The sequence below is a fragment of the Streptococcus sp. SM5 genome, assembly GCF_027497975.1.
Genome location: NZ_JAJNSC010000002.1, coordinates 70158 through 94937, shown reverse-complemented (window position 1 = coordinate 94937; position 24780 = coordinate 70158). Strand labels below are relative to the sequence as shown.

At 37.5% G+C, this 24780-nt stretch carries 22 protein-coding genes and 1 other annotated feature; all 22 genes read right to left on the bottom strand.

The annotated features are described in order from the left end of the window. Positions 1-4 precede the first annotated feature (4 nt). Positions 5-1057 carry a glycosyltransferase family 4 protein gene (locus PAN07_RS01730; protein WP_269796812.1) on the bottom strand — a complete coding sequence of 351 codons (1053 nt, stop codon included), beginning with the start codon at positions 1055-1057 and terminating at the stop codon, positions 5-7. 96 nt (positions 1058-1153) lie between these two features. Beyond that, entirely contained in the window at positions 1154-1483 is a 330-nt protein-coding gene (locus PAN07_RS01725; protein ID WP_251936546.1) for a metal-sulfur cluster assembly factor, read from the bottom strand. A 16-nt stretch (positions 1484-1499) separates the two neighbouring features. Beyond that, positions 1500-2609 carry an RNA polymerase sigma factor RpoD gene (rpoD, locus tag PAN07_RS01720; protein ID WP_269796811.1) on the bottom strand — a complete coding sequence of 370 codons (1110 nt, stop codon included), beginning with the start codon at positions 2607-2609 and terminating at the stop codon, positions 1500-1502. A 2-nt stretch (positions 2610-2611) separates the two neighbouring features. Next, entirely contained in the window at positions 2612-4372 is a 1761-nt protein-coding gene (gene dnaG, locus PAN07_RS01715; RefSeq protein WP_269796810.1) for a DNA primase, read from the bottom strand. Positions 4373-4617: 245 nt separating this feature from the next. Next, the gene (locus PAN07_RS01710; RefSeq protein WP_269796809.1) at positions 4618-5376 is read right to left on the bottom strand and encodes an ABC transporter ATP-binding protein; all 759 of its coding nucleotides are present in this window, start codon (positions 5374-5376) and stop codon (positions 4618-4620) included. Beyond that, a complete protein-coding gene (locus PAN07_RS01705) occupies positions 5373-6239 on the bottom strand; it encodes an ABC transporter permease (protein WP_269796808.1) in 867 nt (288 codons plus the stop codon). The genes PAN07_RS01710 and PAN07_RS01705 overlap by 4 nt, the downstream gene beginning before the upstream one ends. 60 nt (positions 6240-6299) lie before the next feature. Next, a complete protein-coding gene (gene trpX, locus PAN07_RS01700) occupies positions 6300-7298 on the bottom strand; it encodes a tryptophan ABC transporter substrate-binding protein (RefSeq protein ID WP_269796807.1) in 999 nt (332 codons plus the stop codon). Positions 7299-7434: 136 nt separating this feature from the next. Further along, positions 7435-7656, bottom strand: a binding site (T-box leader). Positions 7657-7747: 91 nt separating this feature from the next. Beyond that, on the bottom strand, positions 7748-10573 hold the full coding sequence (ppc, locus tag PAN07_RS01695) for a phosphoenolpyruvate carboxylase (RefSeq protein ID WP_269796806.1): 2826 nt from the start codon (positions 10571-10573) through the stop codon (positions 7748-7750). A gap of 28 nt (positions 10574-10601) precedes the next feature. After that, positions 10602-11813: an FtsW/RodA/SpoVE family cell cycle protein gene (locus tag PAN07_RS01690; RefSeq protein WP_269796805.1), complete on the bottom strand. Its 1212-nt coding sequence runs from the start codon at positions 11811-11813 to the stop codon at positions 10602-10604. A 209-nt stretch (positions 11814-12022) separates the two neighbouring features. Then, complete coding sequence (prsA, locus tag PAN07_RS01685; protein WP_269796804.1) at positions 12023-12967, bottom strand: peptidylprolyl isomerase PrsA; 945 nt, start codon at positions 12965-12967, stop codon at positions 12023-12025. Positions 12968-13038: 71 nt separating this feature from the next. Continuing rightward, entirely contained in the window at positions 13039-13752 is a 714-nt protein-coding gene (locus PAN07_RS01680) for an O-methyltransferase (protein WP_269796803.1), read from the bottom strand. Between the two features lie 5 nt (positions 13753-13757). Next, positions 13758-15560 carry an oligoendopeptidase F gene (pepF, locus tag PAN07_RS01675; protein ID WP_269796802.1) on the bottom strand — a complete coding sequence of 601 codons (1803 nt, stop codon included), beginning with the start codon at positions 15558-15560 and terminating at the stop codon, positions 13758-13760. Between the two features lie 18 nt (positions 15561-15578). After that, a complete protein-coding gene (locus PAN07_RS01670) occupies positions 15579-16535 on the bottom strand; it encodes a competence protein CoiA family protein (protein WP_269796801.1) in 957 nt (318 codons plus the stop codon). Between the two features lie 97 nt (positions 16536-16632). Continuing rightward, on the bottom strand, positions 16633-17781 hold the full coding sequence (locus PAN07_RS01665; protein WP_269796800.1) for a hypothetical protein: 1149 nt from the start codon (positions 17779-17781) through the stop codon (positions 16633-16635). A 193-nt stretch (positions 17782-17974) separates the two neighbouring features. After that, the gene (tehB, locus tag PAN07_RS01660; RefSeq protein WP_269796799.1) at positions 17975-18835 is read right to left on the bottom strand and encodes an SAM-dependent methyltransferase TehB; all 861 of its coding nucleotides are present in this window, start codon (positions 18833-18835) and stop codon (positions 17975-17977) included. 14 nt (positions 18836-18849) lie between these two features. Next, positions 18850-19317: an SsrA-binding protein SmpB gene (smpB, locus tag PAN07_RS01655; RefSeq protein WP_001051741.1), complete on the bottom strand. Its 468-nt coding sequence runs from the start codon at positions 19315-19317 to the stop codon at positions 18850-18852. Beyond that, on the bottom strand, positions 19280-21622 hold the full coding sequence (rnr, locus tag PAN07_RS01650; protein ID WP_269796798.1) for a ribonuclease R: 2343 nt from the start codon (positions 21620-21622) through the stop codon (positions 19280-19282). Before rnr ends, smpB begins: the two co-directional genes overlap by 38 nt. A 96-nt stretch (positions 21623-21718) precedes the next feature. Further along, positions 21719-21952 carry a preprotein translocase subunit SecG gene (gene secG, locus PAN07_RS01645; protein WP_000282514.1) on the bottom strand — a complete coding sequence of 78 codons (234 nt, stop codon included), beginning with the start codon at positions 21950-21952 and terminating at the stop codon, positions 21719-21721. 39 nt (positions 21953-21991) lie between these two features. Further along, positions 21992-22141 carry a 50S ribosomal protein L33 gene (gene rpmG, locus PAN07_RS01640; RefSeq protein WP_007519517.1) on the bottom strand — a complete coding sequence of 50 codons (150 nt, stop codon included), beginning with the start codon at positions 22139-22141 and terminating at the stop codon, positions 21992-21994. Beyond that, a complete protein-coding gene (locus tag PAN07_RS01635; RefSeq protein WP_269796797.1) occupies positions 22141-23340 on the bottom strand; it encodes a multidrug efflux MFS transporter in 1200 nt (399 codons plus the stop codon). Before PAN07_RS01635 ends, rpmG begins: the two co-directional genes overlap by 1 nt. Beyond that, complete coding sequence (gene coaE, locus PAN07_RS01630) at positions 23327-23932, bottom strand: dephospho-CoA kinase (RefSeq protein ID WP_269796796.1); 606 nt, start codon at positions 23930-23932, stop codon at positions 23327-23329. The genes PAN07_RS01635 and coaE overlap by 14 nt, the downstream gene beginning before the upstream one ends. Then, positions 23932-24756: a DNA-formamidopyrimidine glycosylase gene (gene mutM / locus PAN07_RS01625; protein ID WP_269796795.1), complete on the bottom strand. Its 825-nt coding sequence runs from the start codon at positions 24754-24756 to the stop codon at positions 23932-23934. Before mutM ends, coaE begins: the two co-directional genes overlap by 1 nt. Positions 24757-24780 lie beyond the last annotated feature (24 nt).

The window sequence follows — 24780 nt, the reverse complement described above, 5'->3', positions numbered from 1 at the left end:
TACCTCATTTTTTTCCTAAAGCTGCTTGCTCCCGATAGAATTTAAGCCAGATTTCTAAGAGATGCTCTTCTGAATATTCTCTAGAAATAGCCTTAGCTTTCTCTTTTAATTCTTTTAGTGCTTCTGGATGCGCTCGATATTCCAAAATTGCTTCTTTCATTTCTTCTACATCGGTGGTTGGTCTGTAATTTCCTTCTAGAATCACCTTATAAAGATCTAAGTCCCGAAGCATAATGGGAGCTTCACAACTCGCAGCTTCTAGAATAGTCATCGGAAAGAGCTCGTTATAGCTAGGAAGTAAGAACAAATCTGCCAAAGCATACAGTTCTCTCATCCGTTCTGGCTCAACAATTCCTGGGAAAATTAAGTTCTTTGGAGGATTATCCATGATCTTTTTATAACGTTCATATCCGTCAGTAATTCCACCAAATGAGAAACCACCGGCCCAAATGAAGGTAACTTGTGGTAACTCTTCAGCTAAGGTGATAAAATCATCAATACCTTTACGTTTCTGAACCTGTCCCGCTCCTACTATCACGAATTGATTTTCAGCGATCCCCATGTCTTGTCGAAGTTGACTTACTTCTTCTACAGGAAGTGGATGCCATTTTTCTTTATTGACAAAGTTAGGAATATAGGTCACTTTTTCACGTGGAATTCCAGCTGCTACCAAATCCTCAATGAAGGTAGGGTTTACCACAACCAAGTGTTCCATTCTATCATAAAATGAAAAGACGTAGCGCTTGACGATTCCCTTTAAGAAAAATGGAATCTTCAAACTACCTTCCAAGGTATCCGGCAAGAAATGAACATAGCCAATTCGCCGTCCAGAGCGTTTCTTTTGGAAAGTAGATAAATAGTATGGAAGGTCTATCGTGTGAAAATGAGTTACATCAGCCTCCACAGGCAAGTTTTCTGTTACAATAAGTTGGTCTTTCGCATCTCGTTTTAAAAGCTGTACGAGTTCACGGTAAGCTCCAGAAACACCTTGACCTGCTACTTTTTCACTGGAACTTAACATATTGATGCGTAATTTCTCTTTTTCCATACTTTCCATTATACCATTTTCTTCAAATAAAATCAGCAAATTAAAAGAGAGATAGTATAAAAGCAAGGAATTCTACTTTTATACTACTTCTCTTTTTAATAATAATTACTTGATACCTAATGCGATGCGAGCATAGCGGCTCATTTTTTCAACAGTCCAAGCTGGATACCAAACTAATTTGACTTCGGTATTGGTAACTTCTGGTACATCTGTCATAGCATCATAAATCTGATCCGTTAAAAGATCGGCCAAAGGACAACCCATTGTTGTCAAGGTCATATCGATCTCAGTTTCTCCAGTTTCTCCATCAAAACGAATTTCATAAATCAAACCAAGATTAACAATATCTATACCCAACTCAGGGTCTATTACTTCTTCTAATGCAGATAAGATTTTTGTTTTGATAGTTTCAATTTGCTCTTCTGTATAAGCCATGTTCAATTCTCCAATCTTAATCTTCGATAAAGTCACGAAGTGGTTTACTACGGCTAGGCTGGCGAAGTTTTCTCAAGGCCTTAGCTTCAATTTGACGGATACGCTCACGAGTGACATTAAAGACTTTACCAACATCCTCAAGAGTACGCATCTTACCATCATCTAGACCAAAACGAAGACGCAAAACATTTTCTTCACGGTCAGTCAAGGTGTCTAGCACTTCATCTAACTGCTCGCGCAAGACGATACGAGTGGTGTAGTCCACTGGATTTTCAATCACTTCGTCCTCGATAAAGTCACCAAGATGACTATCGTCCTCTTCACCAATAGGTGTTTCAAGAGAAACAGGTTCCTGAGCAATTTTCAAAATTTCACGAACCTTGTCAGGGGTCATATCCATACGTTCAGCGATTTGCTCAGGTGTAGGATCTTGTCCCAACTCTTGAAGAAGATTACGCTGCTCACGAACAAGCTTGTTAATCGTTTCAACCATATGTACTGGAATACGAATGGTGCGAGCTTGATCAGCAATAGCACGTGTAATTGCCTGACGAATCCACCAAGTTGCATAAGTTGAGAACTTGAATCCTTTTGAATAATCAAACTTATCAACGGCCTTCATCAAGCCCATGTTACCTTCTTGGATTAGATCAAGGAATTGCATACCTCGTCCAACATAGCGTTTAGCAATAGATACTACCAAACGAAGGTTGGCTTCTGCTAGACGTTGTTTAGCTTCAACATCTCCTGCTTCAACGGCCAAGGCCAATTCTTTTTCCTCTTCGTTGGTAAGAAGAGGCACGACACCGATTTCCTTTAAGTACATGCGGACAGGGTCATTCACTTTGGCAGATGTAGAACCAATTAAGTCCTCATCACTTAGTTCCGGTTCTTCCTCTGTACTTAGAACACGTTCACTTGGATTTCCTTCGTTATCAGTGATTGCAATACCAGCATCTTGAATACGTTGCAAAAGATTTTCAATACCATCTACGTCCAAGGCAAAAGGAATTACAAGGACATTATTAATTTCATCATCTGTCGCAGTACCAGTTTTCTTATGGTTACGAATAAACTCAGCGACTTGGACATCAAAAGTGGTTACTTCTTTTTGTTTTTTTGTCATTCTTACTCCATTCTTCTTTTTTGGGCAATTAAGCGTTCAAGCTCTTCCAAAGCGGTATCAGTATCCCCGATATGACTTGCTTCCTGAACCTTCTTTTTAATTTGTAAATTTTGTTGATTTATTAGCGCACGTTTTCTAGATTCTTCAACCTCCACCAACTCTTGTGGCGACATTTCTGCTGGCAAATCTAGAGATAAGACTTGGTACCATGCACTCTCAACCTCTTTTGTCTGACGTGACAAATCTTCTGACGAAATAGACCCATTATCAATTAAAAGTCCATACAAGGTTTGAAACTCAGGTGTCTCAAAAACAAAATCATCTCTTAGTCGATAATCATTGAGAACTAATGGGTGCTCCATCATCCGATAGAGGATATGAGCCTCAGCTCGCATCACAGCAGTTAACTGTTTTGTCACTGACATTGTGATAGGCGTAGGATTTGTTACCTGCTTAACCCTTTCCTGTCTTTGTCTTACACGGTTCTCATTAATAATGTGTTCAACTTGCTGATAATCGAAAGAAGGTAAATGATCCGTCAGTAAATGAATATAAGTATTCTGAGCTGTGATAGATGGTTCTTTGACGATAAGAGGAGCTATTTTCTCAATAAACTCGATTTGTGCTTGTAGATTCTCATTATTACTAGGTTTATAATGATGAATATAAAACTCAATCGGACTTATTCTAGTATTTGCTAAGAGATATGCCAGATCCTCTGGAGAATTCTTTTGCAAGTATTCATCAGGGTCCATAGCATCAGGAATCTGAACGATCTGAACAGGTAAATCACCAAGCTCTTCGAGAGCTTTTGCTGTCGCAGTTTGACCTGCCCTATCTCCATCATAAGTAATGATAACCTTTTTGGTAAATCGTTTTAGATGATTGACATGCTCACTTGTTAGAGCAGTTCCCATGGAAGCTACTGCATTTTCAATACCAGCACGGTATGCAGCAATAACGTCCATAAATCCTTCCATCAGGTAGATTTCAGGAGCTTTTCCAGAACCTTTTTTTACACTATCCAAATGATATAATTCATAACTCTTATTAAAAATTGCTGTTGCACGACTATTTTTATACTTTCCTGTTTGAGAATCTGCTTCTTGCCAAACACGACCAGAAAAAGCAATAACCTTACCTTGGTCATTTGACAGTGGAAACATAATACGATTATGGAAAGTATCAAAGAATTGATTAGTCTCAGACAGGTAAAATAGACCTGAATCCAGTATATCTTTTTCACTATAATCATCAGACAAACGCTGATAAAGATAAGACCGTTCTGCTGGAGCTAGACCAATCATAAAGTGTTTAATGACATCATCAGTCAAGCCACGTTTATAGAGATAATTCCTAGCTTCCTCACCCATCTTAGTTGTCATGAGAATAGCATGATAGAATCTAGCTGCTTTTTCATGCATCTCATAGAGATTTTGATGAGGCGAAGTATGCTGTACTTGATTTTGGATAGGTCTAACAATCTCAATTCCGAGACGTTCACCTAGAATTCTTACTGCATCAGAAAAATTAACTTGTTGGTATTCCTCGATGAACTTGAAAACATCTCCAGAACGACCACATCCAAAACAATGATAAAATTGCTTATCTTCAACTACGTTAAAGGAAGGGGTCTTTTCACCATGAAAAGGACAGAGCCCCAAATAGTTCCGTCCAGATTTTTGTAAAGAAATCACTTCTCCTATGATTTCGACAATATTGGTATTGTTCTTGATCTCTTCGATGACTCTCTTGTCAACCATAGACAATACCTCCATTTTATCACAGTTTACTTTATATAGTATAGCCTATTTCAGAAAAAAAGTAAACCATTTCATACTCCTTACATGTTTCTATTTCATTGATAAATGTTACTTTCTTAATAAAATTTTCAGAAAAACACAAAAATCTATAAAAATTATCAAATATAGAGGCTTCTTTGCTACCTAAAACTATTAAAAAACTTAGAAGCAGAGAACTTACTTCTAAGTTTGTAATAATCAATCTTTTACTCAAATAGTTGATAGTAATCAGAAATTTTCATCTTAGCTTTTTCATCCTTGTTTAAATCTTGGATGATTCGTCCTTCTTTCATGACAATGAGACGATTTCCATACTTGAGAGCATCCTCCATATGATGTGTAATCATCAATGCTGTTAGATGGTCCTTGATGACAAAGTCATCTGTCAATTCCATCAAGGCCACACTTGTTTTAGGGTCAAGGGCTGCCGTATGTTCATCCAACAAAAGGAGTTCTGGACGTTTTAAGGTTGCCATTAAGAGACTCAAGGCCTGTCTTTGTCCACCAGATAAGAACTCAATCGGTGTATCCAGGTGTTTTTCTAGACCATTTCCAACCTTCTCAATGGTTGCTTGAAATTCTTCCTTGTAAGCTGAGAGCCTTCTCGGAAAAAGTCCACGTTTTTCACCACGAAACTTAGCAATCAAGAGGTTTTCTGCAACCGTCATACGAGGGGCTGTTCCCATCTTGGGATCCTGGAAGACACGAGAAAGGTACTTAGCACGTTTTTCAGGGCTAAAATGAGTTACATCTTCTCCCATAATACGGATAGTCCCACTAGTTAAAGGTAGAGTTCCTGCAATGCTATTAAAGAGCGTTGACTTTCCTGCTCCATTTCCACCCAAGATTGTAATGAAGTCATGTTCATAAATATCAAGCGAAACATCGTTTAGGATAATTTTTTCCTCGTCAAAGCCATTTTTAACAATTTTAGTGGCATTTCTTAATTCTACAATTGCTGTCATTTGCTTAACTTGACTCCTTTCAAGTATTTATCCTTAAGTGTTGGAATGACTAGACAAGTTGCTAGGATAAGAGCACTATATAGTCGAAGGTAGCTTGTGTTAAAGCCTAGAGCAATGACTCCCCATACTAGGAATTGGTAGCTAATAGAACCAACGACAATAGTAACCAAACGTTCTGCCAGGGTCAAACTCTTAAAGAGTACTTCTCCGATAATCAAGCTAGCAAGCCCAACTACGATAACTCCGATACCACGAGAAACATCCGCATAGCCTTCTTGTTGCGCAATTAAGGCACCTGCGAGAGCAATAACCCCATTTGATAAAATCAGACCCATAAGCTCCATACGTCCTGTATTGATACCAAAACTACAAGCCATATCTGGATTATCTCCTGTTGCGATATAAGCTTGTCCCAATTTAGTGTCTAGGAAGAAAAGCATAAGAAGGATAACCAAAGTCACAAAAATCAAACCTGTAAATAATTGATTAACCTCAGATGAGAAAGGAAGAACGTCCTGGATTTGTTTGGTTCCCAAGAGCCCAAGGTTAGCCCTTCCCATAATCATGAGCATGATAGAATGGCAAGAAGTCATCACCAAAATACCAGACAAGAGTGTTGGAATCTTTCCTTTCGTGTAAAGAAGACCAGTCGCTAAACCTGCAAGACATCCTGCTCCAACAGCTACTAAGGTAGCAAGAAAAGGATTAAACCCTTGTGTAATTAGAGTTACTGCTACAGCTCCACCTAGAGGGAAGGAACCCTCTGTTGTCATATCTGGAAAGTTGAGGATTCTAAAAGTCATAAAGATTCCCAAACCTAGAATAGCCCAGACAAATCCTTGTGAAATAATCGATACTATCATGTTACATTCATTTCCTTCTTTTAAAAATTGGAGGAGATGTCTCCAACTCCTCCCGTTTTCTTATTCAATCACTTGACCAGCTTCTTTTAAGACTGATTCAGGAATTGTAATTCCAAGTTCTTGAGCCAATTTCTTATTGATAACTGATTTACCAGTTGAGAAGACATTGACTGGAGTATCAGCAGGTTTTTCACCCTTCAAGACTTTAGCGATCATCTTACCAGTAGCTACACCAAGATCGTGTTGATCCACAACGACTGATGCCAAACCACCCGCTTCTACCATTGCAGTTGCACTTGGATAGATTGGTTTTTTAGCTGTTTGGTTACTTGATACTACAGTTGAGAATGCTGACGCAATAGTGTTATCGATTGGAACCCAAATTGCATCAACTTTACCAGTCATAACGTTTACTGTTGAAGCAATTTCGTTTGTTGAAGGAACTGCAAATGTTTCTACTTTCAAACCTGCTTTTTCAGCGTAAGCTTTGAACTCTTCGACTTGTGATTTTGAGTTATCTTCGCTACTTGAATAAAGAGCTCCAACAGTCTTAACATCAGGAGTCAATGTTTTAATCAATTCAACCTGTTGTTCAGCAGGGTTATGGTCAGATACCCCAGTGATGTTTCCGCCTGGTTTTTCCAAGTTTTGTACAAGGTTAGCTCCAACTGGGTCTGTAATAGCTGCCATGATCACAGGTAGGTCTTTTGTTGCACTTGCTAGACCTTGAGCTGCAGGTGTCGCAATTCCGACAACAACATCATTTCCATTTGACACCAATTGTTTACTCATTGTGGCAACCTTACTTTGGTCACCTTCTGAATTCATAAAGTCGATTTTAACTTGGTCGCCTTTATAACCTTCTTCAGCAAGTCCATCTTGGATACCTTGGTAGATTAAGTCCAGCGATGGGTGACTGACGAACTGTAGAACACCAACCTTGGCTGTTTTGTTAGTTGTCTCAGTTTTAGTTTCTTGTTTCGTTAAGTTCGAATAGACCAAGCTTCCTCCAACTACAAGTGCTAATGCTGCAATAATACCAATTAAACGTTTATTCATATTTATTTCTCCTTATTTCACTTAAGCTTCGTAATGTTCATGTCACTTTCAATATAACTTTACCAAGAGTCGCCATCGTTTGAATTCCATCATATACCTCCAAAACAAAAGAAAAAGTCCTCACACAAAAAACTTGTGTGAGGACGTCGATGCGCGGTGCCACCTCAATTATAGGGAATCCTCCCTATCTCTCAATCTCGCTTCACGAGTTGCACTGTAAGGTGTGCACACCGAATTCTTATGATTTCAAATTCTTTATAATATTCAGCCCAATTTTCATCATCTCCATCTATCTGTTTCCACCAACCACAGACTCTCTAAAAAATTTTAATGATTACTTTCTGAATGATTCGATTATATCATTTTAAAAATGCTTGTCAAGTGATTTTATGAATTATTTTTTTTAAAAAGTAAAATTCTTACGGATTTTATAAAAAAATATCTTAAAATTAACCTGAATTACGTAGTCCTGTAGCGATTCCGTTAATAGTCGTATGAATTAATCTTTCTTCATGCGAAGATAACTGTCCATGACGTTGACGTTTAATCAGCTCTAACTGAATATAGTTTAAAATATTGAAGTAAGGCATACGATAGTTTAGACTGGCTTTCAAATATGGGTTTTCAGCCAATAGCTCATCATGTCCTTCGATTGCTAAAATCACATTCTTAGTTAATTGCCATTCGTCTAAAATAGTATAATAGATTGCTTGTACTTCTTCGCTTTCACATAGCTTAGCGTACTCAAAGGCAATATTCATATTTGATTTTGACAAGACCATATCTACATTAGATAGGAGTGACTGGAAGAATGGCCAGTTTTGATACATATCTCGAAGGTATTCGATATTTTGTGGATCTTGGTCGATAAATTCTTTAAAGCTAGAACCTACACCATACCAACCTGGGAACATAACACGACTTTGTGACCAGGAGAATACCCATGGAATAGCACGCAATCCACCAATTTCAGTGATGGTTTTACGAGCAGCTGGACGAGAACCAATATTAAAGCTTGAAATATTTTTGATTGGACTTGACTCAAAGAAGTAGTCATAGAAATATTCATTTCCAAATACCAAATCACGATAGATATCATAAGAACGGTTAACTACGTGGTCCATAATGGCTTCATAGCGATTTGAAGTATTAGTGTCGCTCTTCTTCTGCGTAATCATACGGTTGATGGCCGCAGATACTAACATTTCTAAATTATAATATGCTGCATCTTTATTACCATATTTATTGCCAATTACTTCACCTTGTTCAGTCAATCGAATACGATCTTTGATTGATTTGAGTGGTTGAGAAGCAATGGCATCATAAGTTGGTCCACCACCACGGCCAACGGTACCACCACGACCATGGAAGAAGGTTACTTTGACTCCGTATTCATCACCAATAGCGGTCAATTGTTTTTGAGCCTTATAGAGTGTCCAACAAGATGAGAGATATCCACCATCTTTGTTACTATCAGAGTAGCCAAGCATGATTTCCTGGTAATTATCTCTAGAAGCAATCCATTTCTTAGCAAGTGGTAAAGAGAAATACTTTCTCATTGTTTCTTCAGAATGATCCAAGTCTTCAATCGTTTCAAACAGAGGAACAATTTGAACACGCGCTTTTTCAGCATCTACAAGACCTACTTCTTTAAGCATGATAGCTAATTCGAGCATATCAGACACGCTTGTAGCATGAGAAATAATGGTTTGTCGAATAACATCTTCACCTAGTCGATCTTTTAACTCACGAGCAGTTTGGAAAATAGCCAATTCTTTTTCAAGTAATTCTGATTTTTGCGCATGTGTAGCAGATAAAATTCGAGGGTCCTCTATCAATTCATGTAAGAGCAAGTCACATTTCTCATCTTCAGATAAATCACTGTAGTGGTCATTAATTCCTGCAGATGCAAGTAATTCAGCCACACAAGCTTCATGTACACTAGAATCTTGTCGCATATCAATAGAAGCCAAGTAGAAACCAAAGACTTCTACTGCTTCTAAAAGCTCTGCAAATTCTCCCGTAATTAAGGCTTCTGCCTTATTCTCAATCAATGAATCATGAATGATATATAGGTCATTTTTAAACTCTTCGACTGTTTGGTAATAAGGAGGTCGATCCTCGGCCAATTCCTGAATAGCCCCAGTAATTCGATTTCCAATATAATCAGAAACCACACCTTGTTGGTGAGTATTAGCTCTAAGAAGAGCTTCAACAGGATGGTGTTCATCAACCGATGAACCAACAAGTGCCCACTCTTTTAAATTCAATAAAGTTTGAATTAATTTTGATTGAATCAAATGGAAAGCTCTACGATAAGGCTCTTTTTCACGAAAAACTGATGTATCACCTGATTGTGCCGCCATTTCTTCAACAGCTTTACTAGTTTTAGATAAATTAGTTGATAGTGAGAAATTCAAATAGAGAGTAGAAATTTTACTGATATAGTAGTTAAGGATTACTTCACTTTGAATTGTAGCTGAACGTTTGAGAGTCTCAGCTGTTACAAATGGATTCCCATCTCGGTCTCCACCAATCCACATACCCATAGTAATAGGCTTGGCCTGTTTCAAATCAATTCCTTGCTCTTTTGCAAGACGTTTATACTCTAGCATTAGATTAGGAACAGCTTGTAAGAAGGAGCTATTGTAGTATTCCATGACATTGGTAATCTCATTAGTTACCTTTAATTTCTTCTCACGTATCATGTCAGTCTGCATGATGATTTCAATGTAGCGACGGAGATCGTTATGCCATTTGTCCTTGTTAATTAATCCCCTTCTTACATCACGGTATTTACGTAATAGTGTATGGATATGATTCGTTAAGTCCAACATACTTTTACGTTGTACTTGAGTTGGATGAGCAGTTAGAACTGGCACAACATTTAATTGCTCAAGAATCTCTGATGCATTATCTTTTTCAGCGACCATTTTAATGGTTGTAGAAAGTTTACCTAGATAATCTTGATCAACATTATTTAAGTGGTTAATCTCATACGCCAAGTCAACATCTTCTGAGATATTGATTAGTAGGGGTAAAATTGAAAAATAACGAGAAATGTAGACCATCTCCTCATTTGAGAGTGTGGTGACAATTTTATTGAGTCCTTGATAATCTTCTGAAGATGATAATTCTTTCAACTGCATAATTTTATCAAAAGTCTCAGGTGAAAGCATATTCCTTGTGATATCTTCAAGCAAGTTAGTCAAAATTTGTACTTCTTCTTGAACAACAGTTTTATTACTAAAATTTTCTAATTTTTGAAGAGACATTTATTTTCTCCTTGTTACCTATGTCTTCTTAGAATTGAGATTCTAATTCATTATAAAGGCCCGCACGTTTCTCACTGGCATCAATATTCAGAACAAAAGCAATTGCTACTGACAGAACTAAGAGACTATTTCCTCCCTGTGATAGGAATGGGAAGGTCACTCCTGTAGAAGGAATCAAACCTGAAATTCCACCAATATTGACAAATACCTGTATCAGAATCATGCCGCCAATACCAATGGCCATCATAGAGTTAAACGGATTCTTAGCACGAATACCTACTAAGATAATGCGCAAGATTAAAAAGAATACTAATGCTAGGATAAGACTAGCTCCAACAAATCCAAATTCTTCGATTACAATCGAAAAGACGAAATCCGTATGGGCTTCTGGTAGATAACCTCGTTTCTCAATAGAATTTCCTAAACCTAAACCAAACCATCCACCATTAACCATGGCATAATAGGAATTGGCCAATTGGTGCCCAGCTCCAGCAACATCATCAAAGGGATTGAAAAAGGCACTAAAACGTTTTGCTACATAACCAAATACAGGGATTTTAGAAAATTTCTCTACACCAATAACCTTAATAGCCGTCAATGATAGGGTAGACGCTCCTATTAGTAAACCTATGATAGTTCCAAACCAGCGATGGGCAATACCACTAATTGTATACATTAGTATAGATACCAATAGTAAAATGGTTGCATTTCCCAGGTCTGGGAAAATAGCCAAACTACCAATCATTACCAAAAGAACAAAACGCCAATCGTTAAAAGCTCTGGGAAACCACTGATTTTGTGTCAAAACTTGGAAATCATATATGCCAATTTCATCTTGTTGTTTGGAGAAACGTTGAGCAAGATACCAAATAATAATAATCTTTAGATACTCAGCAGGTTGAATCGTGACTGGTCCAACCTTAATCCAACCATAAGCTCCATTGACAGGAACACCGACTAAGCGAGCTAAAGCCAATAAGACCAACTCAACAAACATAACAATGAAGAGCAAGCGTTCATTTTTTAAGAATCCTAATTTTAATTTATAAATTAGAGCAATTAAGAATAAACTAACAATCCAGAACAGACCTTGATTTCGAACTAATTGAAAGGCACTCTTCCCTTCTTCGATTAAAGATGCACTAGTTGTTGAATAAACTACTATCAAGCCCAATACAGATAAAAGAAGATAAGGGACTAAGATGGAATAATTCAACAGGTGCCGTTTACTAATTTTCATACTTCACCATCTATCAGAAAATTCATTTTTTTATTATTTATAGTTTTACTTGCTATTATACCATTTTTTAGACCAGAAAAAAACTCTTACCCATTAAACTACCTTTTTGACCAAAATATATAAAATCAGATAGTCTATTTCAATTTGTAGTCAACAATACTTTAAACAAAAAACTATCTTTCATAAATTGAAAGATAGTTTTATTTAAATTAGTTAGATGATGTAGTTGTGTTATTTTCGCCTTTAGATTCACCTTGAATATATTGTGTAAAGATATTTTGGAAGGCTTGATCTTTAACTTTAATATTTGCTGCTTGGAGTTCTTTTCCGATCACTCCTTGAACAAAGGTAGCATCATTCTGTTTTTGAGTTAAGATAACTGACTGAAGTTTTTCTTTGTAGTCTTCCCAGTTAGCTGATTTTTCAGATTTCTTCGTTAATTTAACAATATAGAAATTGCTTGTGTATGCTTGGGTTCCTGGAGCAGTAATAACATCTGATACTCCATCAACATCTAGTGCAAAAGCAGCTTTCTTAACAGCTGCTGGCAATTCTGTAGACGCAGAGTCAAATGTGATTTCGCCCCCGTTTTCTTTTGCCTTCTCGTCTGTTGTATTGTCTTTTACAAGTTGAGTAAAGTCAGCTCCTGATTCTTTTGCTTTTGCAAGTACCTCCTTAGCCTTTTCTTCACTATCAAGACGGATGATTTGAGCAGTTACTTCTGGAGTATACTCTTCATATGCTTTTTTGTAGTTTTCATCAGTTAATTCTGCTTCAGCAGCCTTTTTCACAGCATATTCTACTAACTTACTTGTACGAATTTGTTGTTTACGGCTTTCAGCAGTCATACCTGCACGAGCAAGAACAGTTTGATAACTGTCTCCATATTTTTTTTGTTCTTCAGCTACTGCATCATCAACGTCTTTATCACTAACTTCTGAACCATATTGTTTTTCAAAAACCTTTTGAATCGTCATGTTAAGCAAGACTTGTTGAGCAGTTGGATTATTCTTAACTTCTTCAAAGAATTGATGTTCAGTGATAACATCACCTTTCATACTGATTAAGTCAGTTCCTTGAGAACTAGTTGAACATGCAGCTAAAGTAGCTACTGACAATAATGTAATGGCACCAGCCAAAAATTTTTTCTTCATGTTTACTCCTTTATGTTAGAAAAACGATTACCTTATCTATTTTACTAAATTGTCTTAAAAATATCTAAAAATTACTCAAAATCTGGTAATTCAACATCAGCCTTATTTTTTCTCAGCATCAATATCCCATCACCTAGAGGAACTAGGCTTGCTGTCAAACCCGGATTGTCCAAAGTTGCTCCAAAAAGTCTTTGTAATCCTCGATAGATGGTTCGTTGCCCGCGTCGGACTTCCATAATATCCTTAGCAATATCTCCACCTTGGAAAATATCATCCAAGACAACTACTCCACCAACCTCAAGATGTTTGAGGATTTCTGGCAAAAATACGATGTATTTAGATTTTGCAGAATCCATAAAAACAAAATCATAAGATTCTGTCAGAGTGGATAAAATATCTACTGCGTCACCTTCAAGCAATGTGATTTGCTGGCGATTATCAAACTTGGCAAAATTGGCCTTGGCAAAGCCAATCATTTCAGGATTACGATCAATCGTGGTAATCTTGGACTCTGGCGAATGTTGAGCCATCAAGAGAGCAGAAAAACCGATAGCAGTCCCAATTTCTAAGATATTCTTAGGCTGCATAGTCTCCATCAAAAAACGAAAATATGCAACTGTTTCATGAGGAATAATTGGAATATTTTCTTTGCGGGCAAAGTCCTCAAGTTCTTTTAGTGGCCCTGTCACCTGCTTTTGACGATCTCTCATAAAATCGACGATTTCTTGTTTGACAACAGGTCTACGCATGTTGTGATTGGCGTTTTTACTGTAAGATTCTACCATGGATCTTATGCCAATCCTAATTTTTCTACAAGTGCTCCAAACTCATTTAAGCGACGTTCAAAGACTGCAAAAGCATCATTGAGGTAATCTTCCTTCTCCATATCAACGCCTGCTTTTCTCATAACATTGAGTGGGTAATCAGACTTACCTGCCTTGAGGTAGTCAATATAGCGATCTCGATCTTCTTGACTACCATGAACAATCTTTTCAGCTAAGGCTGAAGCTGCTGCAAAACCTGTTGAATATTGATAAACATAATAGTTATAGTAGAAATGAGGAATACGAGCCCATTCATATTGAATTTCAGGATTATCTTCTTTTTTCAAACCATAATATGTTTCATTCAAGTCAGCATAAAGTTCATTTAAGAACTCACTAGTCAAGACTTCTCCATTTTGGTCAGCTTGGTGAATGGCGTGCTCAAATTCCGCAAATTGAGTTTGACGAAAGACCGTTCCTCGGAAGCCGTCCAAGAAGTTATTGAGAATTGCAAAGCGAGTTGCATCATCTTCAACTTCCTCTAACAGTTTTTCCGTTAGGATATTCTCATTAGTTGTTGAAGCAATCTCAGCTAAGAAAATTGAATAGTCTCCATAAACGTATGGTTGTGTTTCACGAGTATAGCTAGAGTGCATACTGTGTCCAGTCTCATGTACAAGAGTAAAGAGATTGTCTAAGTTATCCTGCCAGTTAAGAAGCATAAAGGCGTTAGTATCGTATGATCCACCTGAATAAGCACCTGAACGCTTGCCTTGGTTTTCATAAACATCAATCCAACGTTCGCTAAAGGCACGTTTTACACGAGTCAAATAATCATCACCAAGAACAGCCAAAGCTTCTTCGGCTTTCTTCAAGGCTTCTGGATAAGTAAAACTATATTCAACCGATGAAAGTGGTGTGTAAACATCGTACATTTTGAGATCTGGAATACCCAAGATTTTTGAACGAAGGTCAAGATAACGTTGCAAAAGTGGCAAATGCTTACGAACAGCTGACACCAGATTATCATATACACTTTCAGGGACAAAGTTAGCTGCAAGAGCTGCCTGACGTGCACTTTGGTAATTGCGCACTTTAGCACGATAGTTTTGTACCTTTACATTTGTTTGAAGTGTTTTAGCATATGTATGTTGGAACTGCTTATAAGTTGAATAAAGGGCTTCATAAGCTCCACGACGTACCTCACGATTTTTTGATTCCATCAAGCGTGAGTAGGTCCCGTGTGATAGTTGCACTTCATTTCCTTCATCATCTAGTACATAAGGGAAGGTAATATCAGCATTGTCCAAGATTGCAAAAGTCTCACTAGCCGAACCAAAAATTTCTCCGGCTCCAGCAAGTAGTTCTTCTTCACGTTGAGAAAGAACGTGATCCTTGTTTTGCAATAATGTATCAAAAAAGTGTTTATATATCTTAAGCTTTGGCTCTGCCTCTAAGAAAGCATGATACTGTTCTTCAGTAATCTTCATAAACTCAGGCTCATAGAAAGAAAATACTTGATCTAATTGACTATATAGTGTCATAGCCTTGGCGTAGTATTCTTGGTACTTTGCTTCGCGTGTATCTTGGTCATTTTTCATATGAGCATAGACATATAGTTTTTCAAGACGACGATTTAAATCCAAATAAAGTTCTGTAATCTCTAATAAGCTAGCAGCACTTTCCAAAAGTCTTCCCTCAAAGTTAGAAGATTCTTTCGTGTCTTTGCTTAGAAGTGCTAACTCTTCTTCCCAAGCTTGATCAGTAGCGAAGATAGTAGATAGATCCCAAGTATATTTTTCATTGATTTCATTTCTTTGTAATACCATAAATTTCCTCCATCCTTTCTATTTTACCACATTTTTCAGAAAATACTGTTGATAAAAGGCTGGCGGATAAAGCTTTTGATGTTTCAATTGAGGATTTTTTTCATAGTAAGATTTAAAATGTAGATAATAATCACTGATGTCTTTGTCAACTTGATAAAAATTCCCATTTTCAATAGGACTTACTTGAGGGCACCAATCTTGAAACTTTAGATTAAGTAAATTTTTCCCCACTAGATATGCTTGTGATTGCTTTTTCATCCAGTAAGAATTTTGATAGTAGAGTTGCTGTCGAATGTAAGAACAGATATATCTATCTTGCTCAACAGTAAAGCACTGTAGTCTTTGTTTCTGATAAGGGATACGCAATATTTCTAAAAGATTACCTTTCCCATAGGGGAACTCTTTGGTCTGATAATGTAATTTCCCACGTAAGTCTTGATGAAGCAAGTATTTAAGCCGCAGCAATTCGTTCTTCAGATCCAATTCCCATACATAGAACCCCATATTATTACTAAAGTAAAGGAAGCCTCTTTGTAGTTGCGTCAAACGTTCTTTTAACCACAGTTTTTCTCCTAATAGCCAAAGAACTTTAAAACCATGACTACGGTAGCCCCTACTTCTTTCAGCCAAAATACTTTGTCTTATGGGACTGCATTGAATTTCTAGAGCCAAGTTTCCTCTTACTAAAATGTCTGCGATTTGTTGACATTGAGATATAGGAAATTCCAAAGACACATCATCATCCTTTTTGGCCCAATAAAAAAGAGCCTGTTTGTTTCCTAAATGTTCAGGGCTTTCGTTTTCATGAAACAGCTGACAGTTCTTTAGAGATTGATGGGCAAAATGTGCCCTATTACTCTGTCCTCTTCTTAGTTGTACCATGGATCCACATGCTGGACAAGTGTAATCTTGTTTAACTAAATCATCTTCTAAAGAATTCACTAAATTCCCTTTTTCATCTCTTGCTAAAAACATTTAGTCCTCCTATATTTTTCTATTCGAAAAAAATTAAAAAAGACTGGAAAGACCAGTCTTTACGCAACTATAAAACAGTTTTAGGATTTACTTCTTCTTATCTTATTTTTCTTTTTATTCTCTTTTCTAACATTGGAATGAGATTAGAAATCTGATTATTCTTTATAACTATGACACCATACTCATGACAGCGATTCGCATAGACAGGATTAATTTTTCCCGAACACACGATTAATTTCAGGCAAGTTTCTCCAGCAAAATGGTTGGCATAAACTTCCAGTTCATTGATGGCTTCAACTGATAAGTCTGTCATTTTACATGATATAAAAATAATAGATCTTCCTTTGCGAAGCACGACATCAATCTCATTTTGAACATTATCAGCTTCTGGAAAAATTCCATTCCAATCTATTTCAGCTCCTATCATACATTCATCGAAAAAACCTGATTCTCTTGCTAAAAGGTAAAGATATAATTCTAAGATATGGCCCTTGTTTCGGCAAATTTGTTGAGCTTCTGGGCTAGGAAAAGAATAGATAACTTTATCAGTCTTTTCTTCATCAATATGAATCATACCAGCTTCGGTTAATAGGGAAATCAATGCTGCTGGATAGGGATAACGCTTCCCGTTATTCATTAAAACCTTACCTGTTTCAGCATGAAAATCTCCAGTTTTTGCTAAAGCGAAAAATTGAGTAACTTGATACCATTGTTCTGGGTTTGAAATCGCATAGTTTGCTAGTTTTTTGATGGCAGCAATTTGTTTCTGACTACATCTATGTTGTTTCGATTTAATGAGTTTACCACCACGCAATTCTATCAATTGCTGGATCGATAAAGAAGGAATATTTAAATTACTTTCGACTAATCTCCCAGCATCCCAGGAATATTGTTTCTCTCCCTCAACATCTATGGCATGAATAGAAAGTTTTCTTTCCATTCCGTACTCATATAGCTTGATAGCAAGTAAAGAATCGTTACCGAAAACATCTAAGGCAACCTCTTTATAATTTGTTAAGACAGGATCCAATTCTTCGGAAAATTTTTCAAGGCTTATTTGACGAAAAGTCACTTGTTTAATGTGAGGCACCTGCTCCATCAAAAAATGTTTTAAGGATATTTTCTCTTCCTCCTTGATTTTACTTAAGGATAAAAAAAGAATCGCATCACTTTCAGTTAAGAAGGCTGGATAGACATTTTTCTCAATGGTGTGATGGTTAAAAATTTTAACTAAAAGACGGGACATTTTTTCCTCCTGAACGAGAACATATTACTAATTGTAGTAAATTTAAAATAAAAGAGCTGAAATTCCATTAGCTATTTATATCTAATTTAATTGAAAGCGTTATCTACACCCTAGTATAGCATAAATAGGATTATAAAAGATCAAACTTTACAAAAAATGAGTAGATAATGGAAATTATCTACTCACTTAATGTTTATTTTACCTTTTTAGCCAACATAGTCGCAAAGCGTAGTTGGATACGATTGCCATTCTCATCACGACGGTGGAGATACCCAGGATTTTCATTGTACTTGATTAATTCCCAATCCTTGTAGTAATTTGCCAACTCACCCTCTTTGAAGGTAAATGGGAAATTAACTGAACATGGATAATCTTCTGTATCCATAGCACACACAATCAAATTGTAACCCCCAATTGAGGTTTGCTCCTGCATGTTTTGGATAATAGCCGGAATACGATCTGCTTGTAAAAACATGAGCACAACTGTCGATACGATAAAACCGTAAGTTTGTCCGATGCTTGCTGAATTGATATCGTATAGACCAACAGGCATTTCCAAATCTTCTTGCTCCACGATACTTTGCAAGATTTCAAGGGAAAGTTCATTTTGGTCAACTGCTGTAACATCAAAGCCATGTTGAGCGAGAAAGAGTGCATTTCTTCCTTGACCACATCCTAGGTCTAGTGCTTTACATGGTTTCACGGTCTGTATAGCTTCTAAAACCTCCGAATGAACTGGATTGCTATTGTATTTCTTTGGGAAATAATCCTCTGGTTTACAATAAAATTCCAAATACCACTCCACATCATCTGTGGCAGCTTCTACTCTGTGCCAAGCTTGAGGTTGTGCCATAGGATTATCAGCACCTGCTTCAAAGAGGTGCTCAGCTATAACTTCTCCCTCTTCAGTCAATTCAATAAACTTAAGAGTTCCTTTTAATACGGTAATCTTGCCCCAGGTTCCGACCTTAGTATTGTGTTTTCTTTGAACAGCCTCTGGCATGGTGTCTTTATTCCAAACAGGCATGCGTTTGTAGGCAACTAGTTTTTCCATATTCTTCACTCTTTCTATCGGTGATTAACAGCTTTCATAACACGCGCAATATCACGATCCTGCTCACGACGTTTGATAGACTCACGTTTATCGTAATCGTGTTTCCCTTTTGCAAGTCCTAAAAGGAGCTTGGCATAGCCATCTTTGATATAAACTTTAAGAGGAACCAAGGTCATCCCTGTCCCTTTAGTTTCTTGCTCCAATTTCTGGATTTGTTTTTTATGAAGAAGAAGTTTACGACGACGCTCTGGCTCCTGGTTCCAGATATTGCCCTCTTCATAAGGAGCGATATGGACATTACTCAGCCAAACTTCCCCATTCTTAACCTGGGCAAACCCATCTTTCAGATTAATGCGGGCTGCTCGAACACTCTTGATCTCAGTTCCTGTCAGGACCATTCCTGCTTCTAGCGTATCTACGATTGTATAGTCGTGGTGCGCCTTTTTATTTTGCGCGACGACCTTTCCCTCGCCCTTTGCCATGCTTGGCTCCTTTCTTTGCTACTTCCTTATAAAAAGATTTCTTGCTTTTTTTCTTCTTGTCTTTTGGAGAATGCTTGCGCTTATCACCTAAGCGACCAGATTTTCTCTTGTCTTCTTTCTTATCCAAACGACGACCTCTATTCTTACGACCAGAGTCTTTCAAACCTTTTTCAATCACATCAAATTCACTTGGAATAAAGGAGAAATCAATCTCGCCAGTGATCTTATCGGCTCTTTCGACACGAATACGGATCTGCTGTCCCACTCGGAAAGTGATTCCTGATTTCTCCCCACGGAGGGTTAAATCGCGTTCGTTAAAATGGTAAAATTCAGGTAGATTGGTAATGTGAATTAAACCTTCGACTGTATTAGGTAATTCAACAAAAAGACCAAATTTGACGATACTTGATACAACAGCATCATACTCTTCACCAACATAATCTTCCATGTATTCAGCTTTTTTCATAGCCTCGACTTCGCGCTCTGCCTCGATAGCACGACGCTCACGATTTGAAGATTGAGTTGCAATCTCAGGAATTACTTGTTCAAAATGCTCCGCTACTTCCTTAGAACGTCCATAGTCACGAATCATACGGTGAACAAGGAGGTCCGGATAACGGCGAATCGGACTGGTAAAGTGAGTGTAATAGTCTGCAGCTAAGCCATAATGCCCATGATTATGCTCAGAATAACGAGCCTGCTGCATAGAGCGCAGAAGCATCATGGACAATACATCCGCATAAGGCTCACCTTCAACAGCACTCATGATCTCTTGAAGGGCTCCCTGGCTTATCTCACTGGCAGTCCCATAAATTCTCAAGCCAAAACTTGAAGCATAATCAATAAACTTTTGAACTTTCTCAGCTTTAGGTTCCTCATGAATACGATAGATAAAAGGTAGGTCCAGCTTGCTAAAGTGCTCGGCAACCGTTTCGTTAGCAATCAACATAAAGGACTCAATCATACGTTCAGCGACACCACGATGACGAAGAACAATATCAACTGGCTTGCCTTTTTTATCGACTAAAATCTTAGCTTCATTGGTATCAAAATTTAAAGCACCACGCTTGATTCGCATACTTTCCAAAGTCTCATGGAGCTTGGCCATAAGTTCGATACTAGGAACAATTTTCTTATACTCTAGTCTCTTTTCCTCGTCACCTGCTAGGATGTCATTGACATCACTATAAGTCATACGGAAACTTGTCTTGATAACAGTCTGTGTAATCGTATAATTACGAACACGACCATTTTTATCAATCTCCATAATAGCAGATTGAGTCAAGCGGTCCACTTGAGGGTTAAGGGAACAGATACCGTTTGACAGACGTTCTGGAAGCATTGGAACCACTCGGTCTGTTACATAAACAGAGGTCGCACGATTTAAGGCTTCCTTATCAAGTGCAGATCCCTCTGTTACGTAGTAAGAAACATCTGCGATGTGAACACCTAGTTCGATATTGCCGTTCTTCAGTGGTTTGATATGGACAGCATCATCCAAGTCTTTTGCGTCAGCTCCATCAATGGTAAAGGTAATTTCATCTCTTAAGTCCAGACGGCCTTCCATATCCGCTTCAGATGGTGCATTTGGAACGCTATCTGCTTCCTTAAGAACAGCTTCTGGAAACTCAGATACAATGTCCATTGATTCCAAGACCTCGAGGACATCAATCCCTGCATCTGTAGAATGTCCAACAACATCTAGCACACTAGCGACAAAGAAATCGTGTTTCTTACTTGGGTACTTATCGATAAAGACCTTGAGAACTTCTGTACCGTCTAATTGAATAGCTGGCTTCTTAACGTAGATTGGTTGACTAATCTTTTGATTTTTAGAACGGATATAACCCGCATACTTAGGCTTTTCCTCATTAAGAACAATTTGACCAACAACCGTCGTCAAACTGTGTTCCAAAATATCAATAATCTTAGCTTCAGCTGCTGTTCCTTTTTGGCGGTCCGCAACCTTCTTGATCACAATTTCAACAGTATCGCCATCAATGGCATAGTTAACATCATTTTTACCAACAAAAAGATCGTCTTCTTCTCCCTCTAAGCTAACGAAACCAAAGCCATTTTTATGAGCGTGAAAAATTCCTTTAAGGGTAATTTCCTGTTTCTTCTTTTGATTGATGGTCAAACTTCCATCTTCTTCAAAACGGATCTGGTGTTTTCTTTCCATGAGGGACAAGTTTTTTATCAACTCACGAAAATCCTTGGATCCATCCTTTCCTAGAGCTTGGGCTAGGTCATTAACTGAGACTCGTCCCTTCTCTTTTAAATATTCTTTTATTTTATCTTTCATGTTTTCTTTCTAGATTTATAAATTTTTCCTTTGGTGTAAAACCTTATGTCTTTAAAAACAAAAATAGGCTAAGACCTAGTCTCGCCCATTATTTTCTTATCTACTTGATAATACCGTCAATGCTAAGGCAATGGCTAGCCAGAAAAAGACCAAGATTCCTGTCAAACGCTGCATCACGGCTTCAAAACCACGAGCCTTGCTACGTTCGAATAAGTCACCTGCACTGGCATCAAATACATTGCTAGATTGATTCTTAGTTGGTTGCATGAAGATTGCAATCACAATCACAACGGATAATACTAATAAAATGGTTAATAATAGGTTATACATATCAAACTCCTTAAAATCCTTATTATTTTATCATAATTTCTACTTAGATTCAAGATGTAAAGTAACTTTTCTTTCCTTTGGACAATATTTTAGAACTTCAATCTTATCTGGATGAGTTTTTGAGTTCTTACTGGTTAGATAATTCATGCTTCCACAAGAGGAACATTTCAGATTAATTTTGACACGCACTAGATTTCCTTCACTTTTAATAATGTTCTAAATTGGATTAGGTTAAAAATACAACTCAGAGCAACACAGGCTGCTGTTGCATAAAATACAGACTTATAACCAAATTGATTTGCGACTAAAGAACCTGCTAGAGGACCAATCACCCCTCCTAGGTAAAAAAATACTTGGTTGAAAGCAAACACCCTCGAAATAGCTGATTTTGGAGCCATTTTACTAAGAATAGCATTGATACCGGGAACTAAGGCCCCTGTTCCTAGACCGAAAAGAAAGCGGTAAATTCCCAGTTCAAATGGACTTGTAGCATTGGCACAAAGTACGTATATTACAGCTGAATAGACTTGAGCTGAGATCAGAAGTCGATGATTGCCAACCTTATCTCCCAATCGTCCCATAATACCTGCACTCATCATACTCGATAAACCCATGCTAGAAACTATTACACCAGAGACAAAGAGAAGATTCTCCTTCTGCCCTAGTTCTCGAACATAGAGAGCGAGAATAGGCCCGATAGATTGAGCTGCAAATTGAATGACAAAACTTGTTGCAAATAAGTTAAATAAAAGGTATGGATACTTCAGACTAGCATATAAATATTTTGTTGGAATTGCAGTTTCTTTGGTTACAGGCTGAAAATCTTCCTTGATAAAGAATATAGTCAAGATAGCAGCTAAAGATACTAGAGCCCCAACCATTAAAAAGGCATTTCGAATCCCAAATAATTCTGCAATCAAACCTCCAACAAAAGGGCCTGAAAGTGTTCCTGCTAAAACTCCAGATGTTATTGTTCCCAGAGCATAACCCGACTTATCCTTTGGAACTTGACTGGCTATTAAGGCAGTTGCATTTGGTACGTATCCAGTAAATACTCCATTCAAAAAACGTAAGACTAAAAGCCAAAAGATATTTGGTACAAAGGCCAAGCCTCCCATTGTAATAGTCATAGCAATCCCTGCTCTAATCATCATAGGTTTACGGCCATATTTGTCTGCTAAAATCCCCCAAATAGGCGATATAAAAGCAGCCGAAACAGCAGAGATTGAAATAGCTATCCCTGAATAGAATGTGATCTGACTTGGTTCAACTCCTAATTCTTCAACAAAAATTGGCATAAAAGGGAGAACCAAGGATACACAAGCTCCTGTCAAGAAACAACCAATCCAAGCTATACGAAGATTATTTTTCCAATTAATCTCTTTCATAGAACTCACCTCTCTCTAGTAGAGAAATGATTTGACTCAATAGTTGATCAAGACTTCCACTGTTATCAATAATGTGAGTCGCAAGTTTTTTCTTTTTGTCTAAAGGCCACTGTGAAGCAAGTCGAGATTCAGCAGCTTCTAGAGATAGTTTGTCTCTATTCATCAATCTTTCTATCTGAGTTTCTCTGTCGAGATAGATTAACCATACTTCATCAAACCAAGATTCATAACCTTGTTCAAACAAGAGAGGAATATCCATAAAAAAGAGAGCTTCAGTTTGAGCCAACTGATTTTTTAAAGCAGCTAACTCTTCTAAAATGACTTGACCTTGAGTTTCTTTAGACCATTCTTGTTCTTCAGGATTAGAAAAAATCAGACTAGCTAGTAGAGGGCGGTTTAGTTCTCCATTCTTTAAAACAACCTGTTTACCAAAATGCTCAACTAAAATATTATAGAGTCGACCTCCTGGAGCTTGAAGCTGATGTACAAGTGAATCAGCATCGACTACTTGAAAACCTCTCTGACGTAAAAAATTTGTTACTGTTGATTTACCAGAAGAAATCCCTCCTGTGATACCAATAATTTTTCCCATCAACTTCTCCTTTGACACCTAGGACAAAAATGAGTTCCACGTCCACCTAGTTGAATTTTTTCTATAATAGAACCACAGCGTGAACAAGCTAATCCCGCTTTATCATATACTTGGTGTAGTTCTTGCATAGTCCCATCCTCACCAAAGGCATTGGTGTAGCTTCTAATGGTAGAACCACCCTTGTTAACAGCTTGCTCTAAAACTCTTATAGTTTGTTCGTGAATAGCTTTTGCTTCTTTTTTTGTTACTTTTTGTGAAGATTTAACGGGGTGAACCATAGCCCTCCAGAGAACTTCATCCACATAAATATTTCCCAAGCCAGCAACCAAAGTCTGATCTAACAAGTGAGTTTTAATTGGTTTTTTCGATTTCTTCAATGCCTTTTGAAAGGTTAGGAGATCAAAATCCTGTTCTGTAGGTTCTGGACCTAATTTTTTTGAAAGAAAGTAGGATTCCAGAAGCTCAGGTACTAACAGTTCCATAGTTCCAAACTTTCTGACATCCTCGTACACCAAAGTACCACCATCTTCAAAGCGAATCAAAACATGGGCGTGTTTGCGTTCTGGAACTTGGTCTTGGTAGTAAAAATACTTGCCTTCCATTCGCAAATGTGAAATCAAAATCTTGTCTGACAGGTGAAATAGCAAGTACTTTCCACGACGTCCCATCGACTCGATAATTTGACCAGGCAATTCCTTTTGAAATTCTTCCAAGTCGGTCTTGATCATTTTGGGATAATGGACCTCTATACTAGAAATCTTTTTTCCAAGAATCAATTTTTCTAGACCACGGCGAACTGTTTCAACCTCAGGTAATTCAGGCATACATCCTCCTTCTGTAAAAACAAG

Excerpts from the sequence above, each read along its gene's own strand:
- PAN07_RS01730 (WP_269796812.1), bottom strand. The coding sequence starts at position 1,057 with ATGGAAAGTATGGAAAAAGAGAAATTACGCATCAATATGTTAAGTTCC.
- PAN07_RS01725 (WP_251936546.1), bottom strand. The coding sequence starts at position 1,483 with ATGGCTTATACAGAAGAGCAAATTGAAACTATCAAAACAAAAATCTTA.
- rpoD (WP_269796811.1), bottom strand. The coding sequence starts at position 2,609 with ATGACAAAAAAACAAAAAGAAGTAACCACTTTTGATGTCCAAGTCGCT.
- dnaG (WP_269796810.1), bottom strand. The coding sequence starts at position 4,372 with ATGGTTGACAAGAGAGTCATCGAAGAGATCAAGAACAATACCAATATT.
- PAN07_RS01710 (WP_269796809.1), bottom strand. The coding sequence starts at position 5,376 with ATGACAGCAATTGTAGAATTAAGAAATGCCACTAAAATTGTTAAAAAT.
- PAN07_RS01705 (WP_269796808.1), bottom strand. The coding sequence starts at position 6,239 with ATGATAGTATCGATTATTTCACAAGGATTTGTCTGGGCTATTCTAGGT.
- trpX (WP_269796807.1), bottom strand. The coding sequence starts at position 7,298 with ATGAATAAACGTTTAATTGGTATTATTGCAGCATTAGCACTTGTAGTT.
- ppc (WP_269796806.1), bottom strand. The coding sequence starts at position 10,573 with ATGTCTCTTCAAAAATTAGAAAATTTTAGTAATAAAACTGTTGTTCAA.
- PAN07_RS01690 (WP_269796805.1), bottom strand. The coding sequence starts at position 11,813 with ATGAAAATTAGTAAACGGCACCTGTTGAATTATTCCATCTTAGTCCCT.
- prsA (WP_269796804.1), bottom strand. The coding sequence starts at position 12,967 with ATGAAGAAAAAATTTTTGGCTGGTGCCATTACATTATTGTCAGTAGCT.
- PAN07_RS01680 (WP_269796803.1), bottom strand. The coding sequence starts at position 13,752 with ATGGTAGAATCTTACAGTAAAAACGCCAATCACAACATGCGTAGACCT.
- pepF (WP_269796802.1), bottom strand. The coding sequence starts at position 15,560 with ATGGTATTACAAAGAAATGAAATCAATGAAAAATATACTTGGGATCTA.
- PAN07_RS01670 (WP_269796801.1), bottom strand. The coding sequence starts at position 16,535 with ATGTTTTTAGCAAGAGATGAAAAAGGGAATTTAGTGAATTCTTTAGAA.
- PAN07_RS01665 (WP_269796800.1), bottom strand. The coding sequence starts at position 17,781 with ATGTCCCGTCTTTTAGTTAAAATTTTTAACCATCACACCATTGAGAAA.
- tehB (WP_269796799.1), bottom strand. The coding sequence starts at position 18,835 with ATGGAAAAACTAGTTGCCTACAAACGCATGCCTGTTTGGAATAAAGAC.
- smpB (WP_001051741.1), bottom strand. The coding sequence starts at position 19,317 with ATGGCAAAGGGCGAGGGAAAGGTCGTCGCGCAAAATAAAAAGGCGCAC.
- rnr (WP_269796798.1), bottom strand. The coding sequence starts at position 21,622 with ATGAAAGATAAAATAAAAGAATATTTAAAAGAGAAGGGACGAGTCTCA.
- secG (WP_000282514.1), bottom strand. The coding sequence starts at position 21,952 with ATGTATAACCTATTATTAACCATTTTATTAGTATTATCCGTTGTGATT.
- PAN07_RS01635 (WP_269796797.1), bottom strand. The coding sequence starts at position 23,340 with ATGAAAGAGATTAATTGGAAAAATAATCTTCGTATAGCTTGGATTGGT.
- coaE (WP_269796796.1), bottom strand. The coding sequence starts at position 23,932 with ATGGGAAAAATTATTGGTATCACAGGAGGGATTTCTTCTGGTAAATCA.
- mutM (WP_269796795.1), bottom strand. The coding sequence starts at position 24,756 with ATGCCTGAATTACCTGAGGTTGAAACAGTTCGCCGTGGTCTAGAAAAA.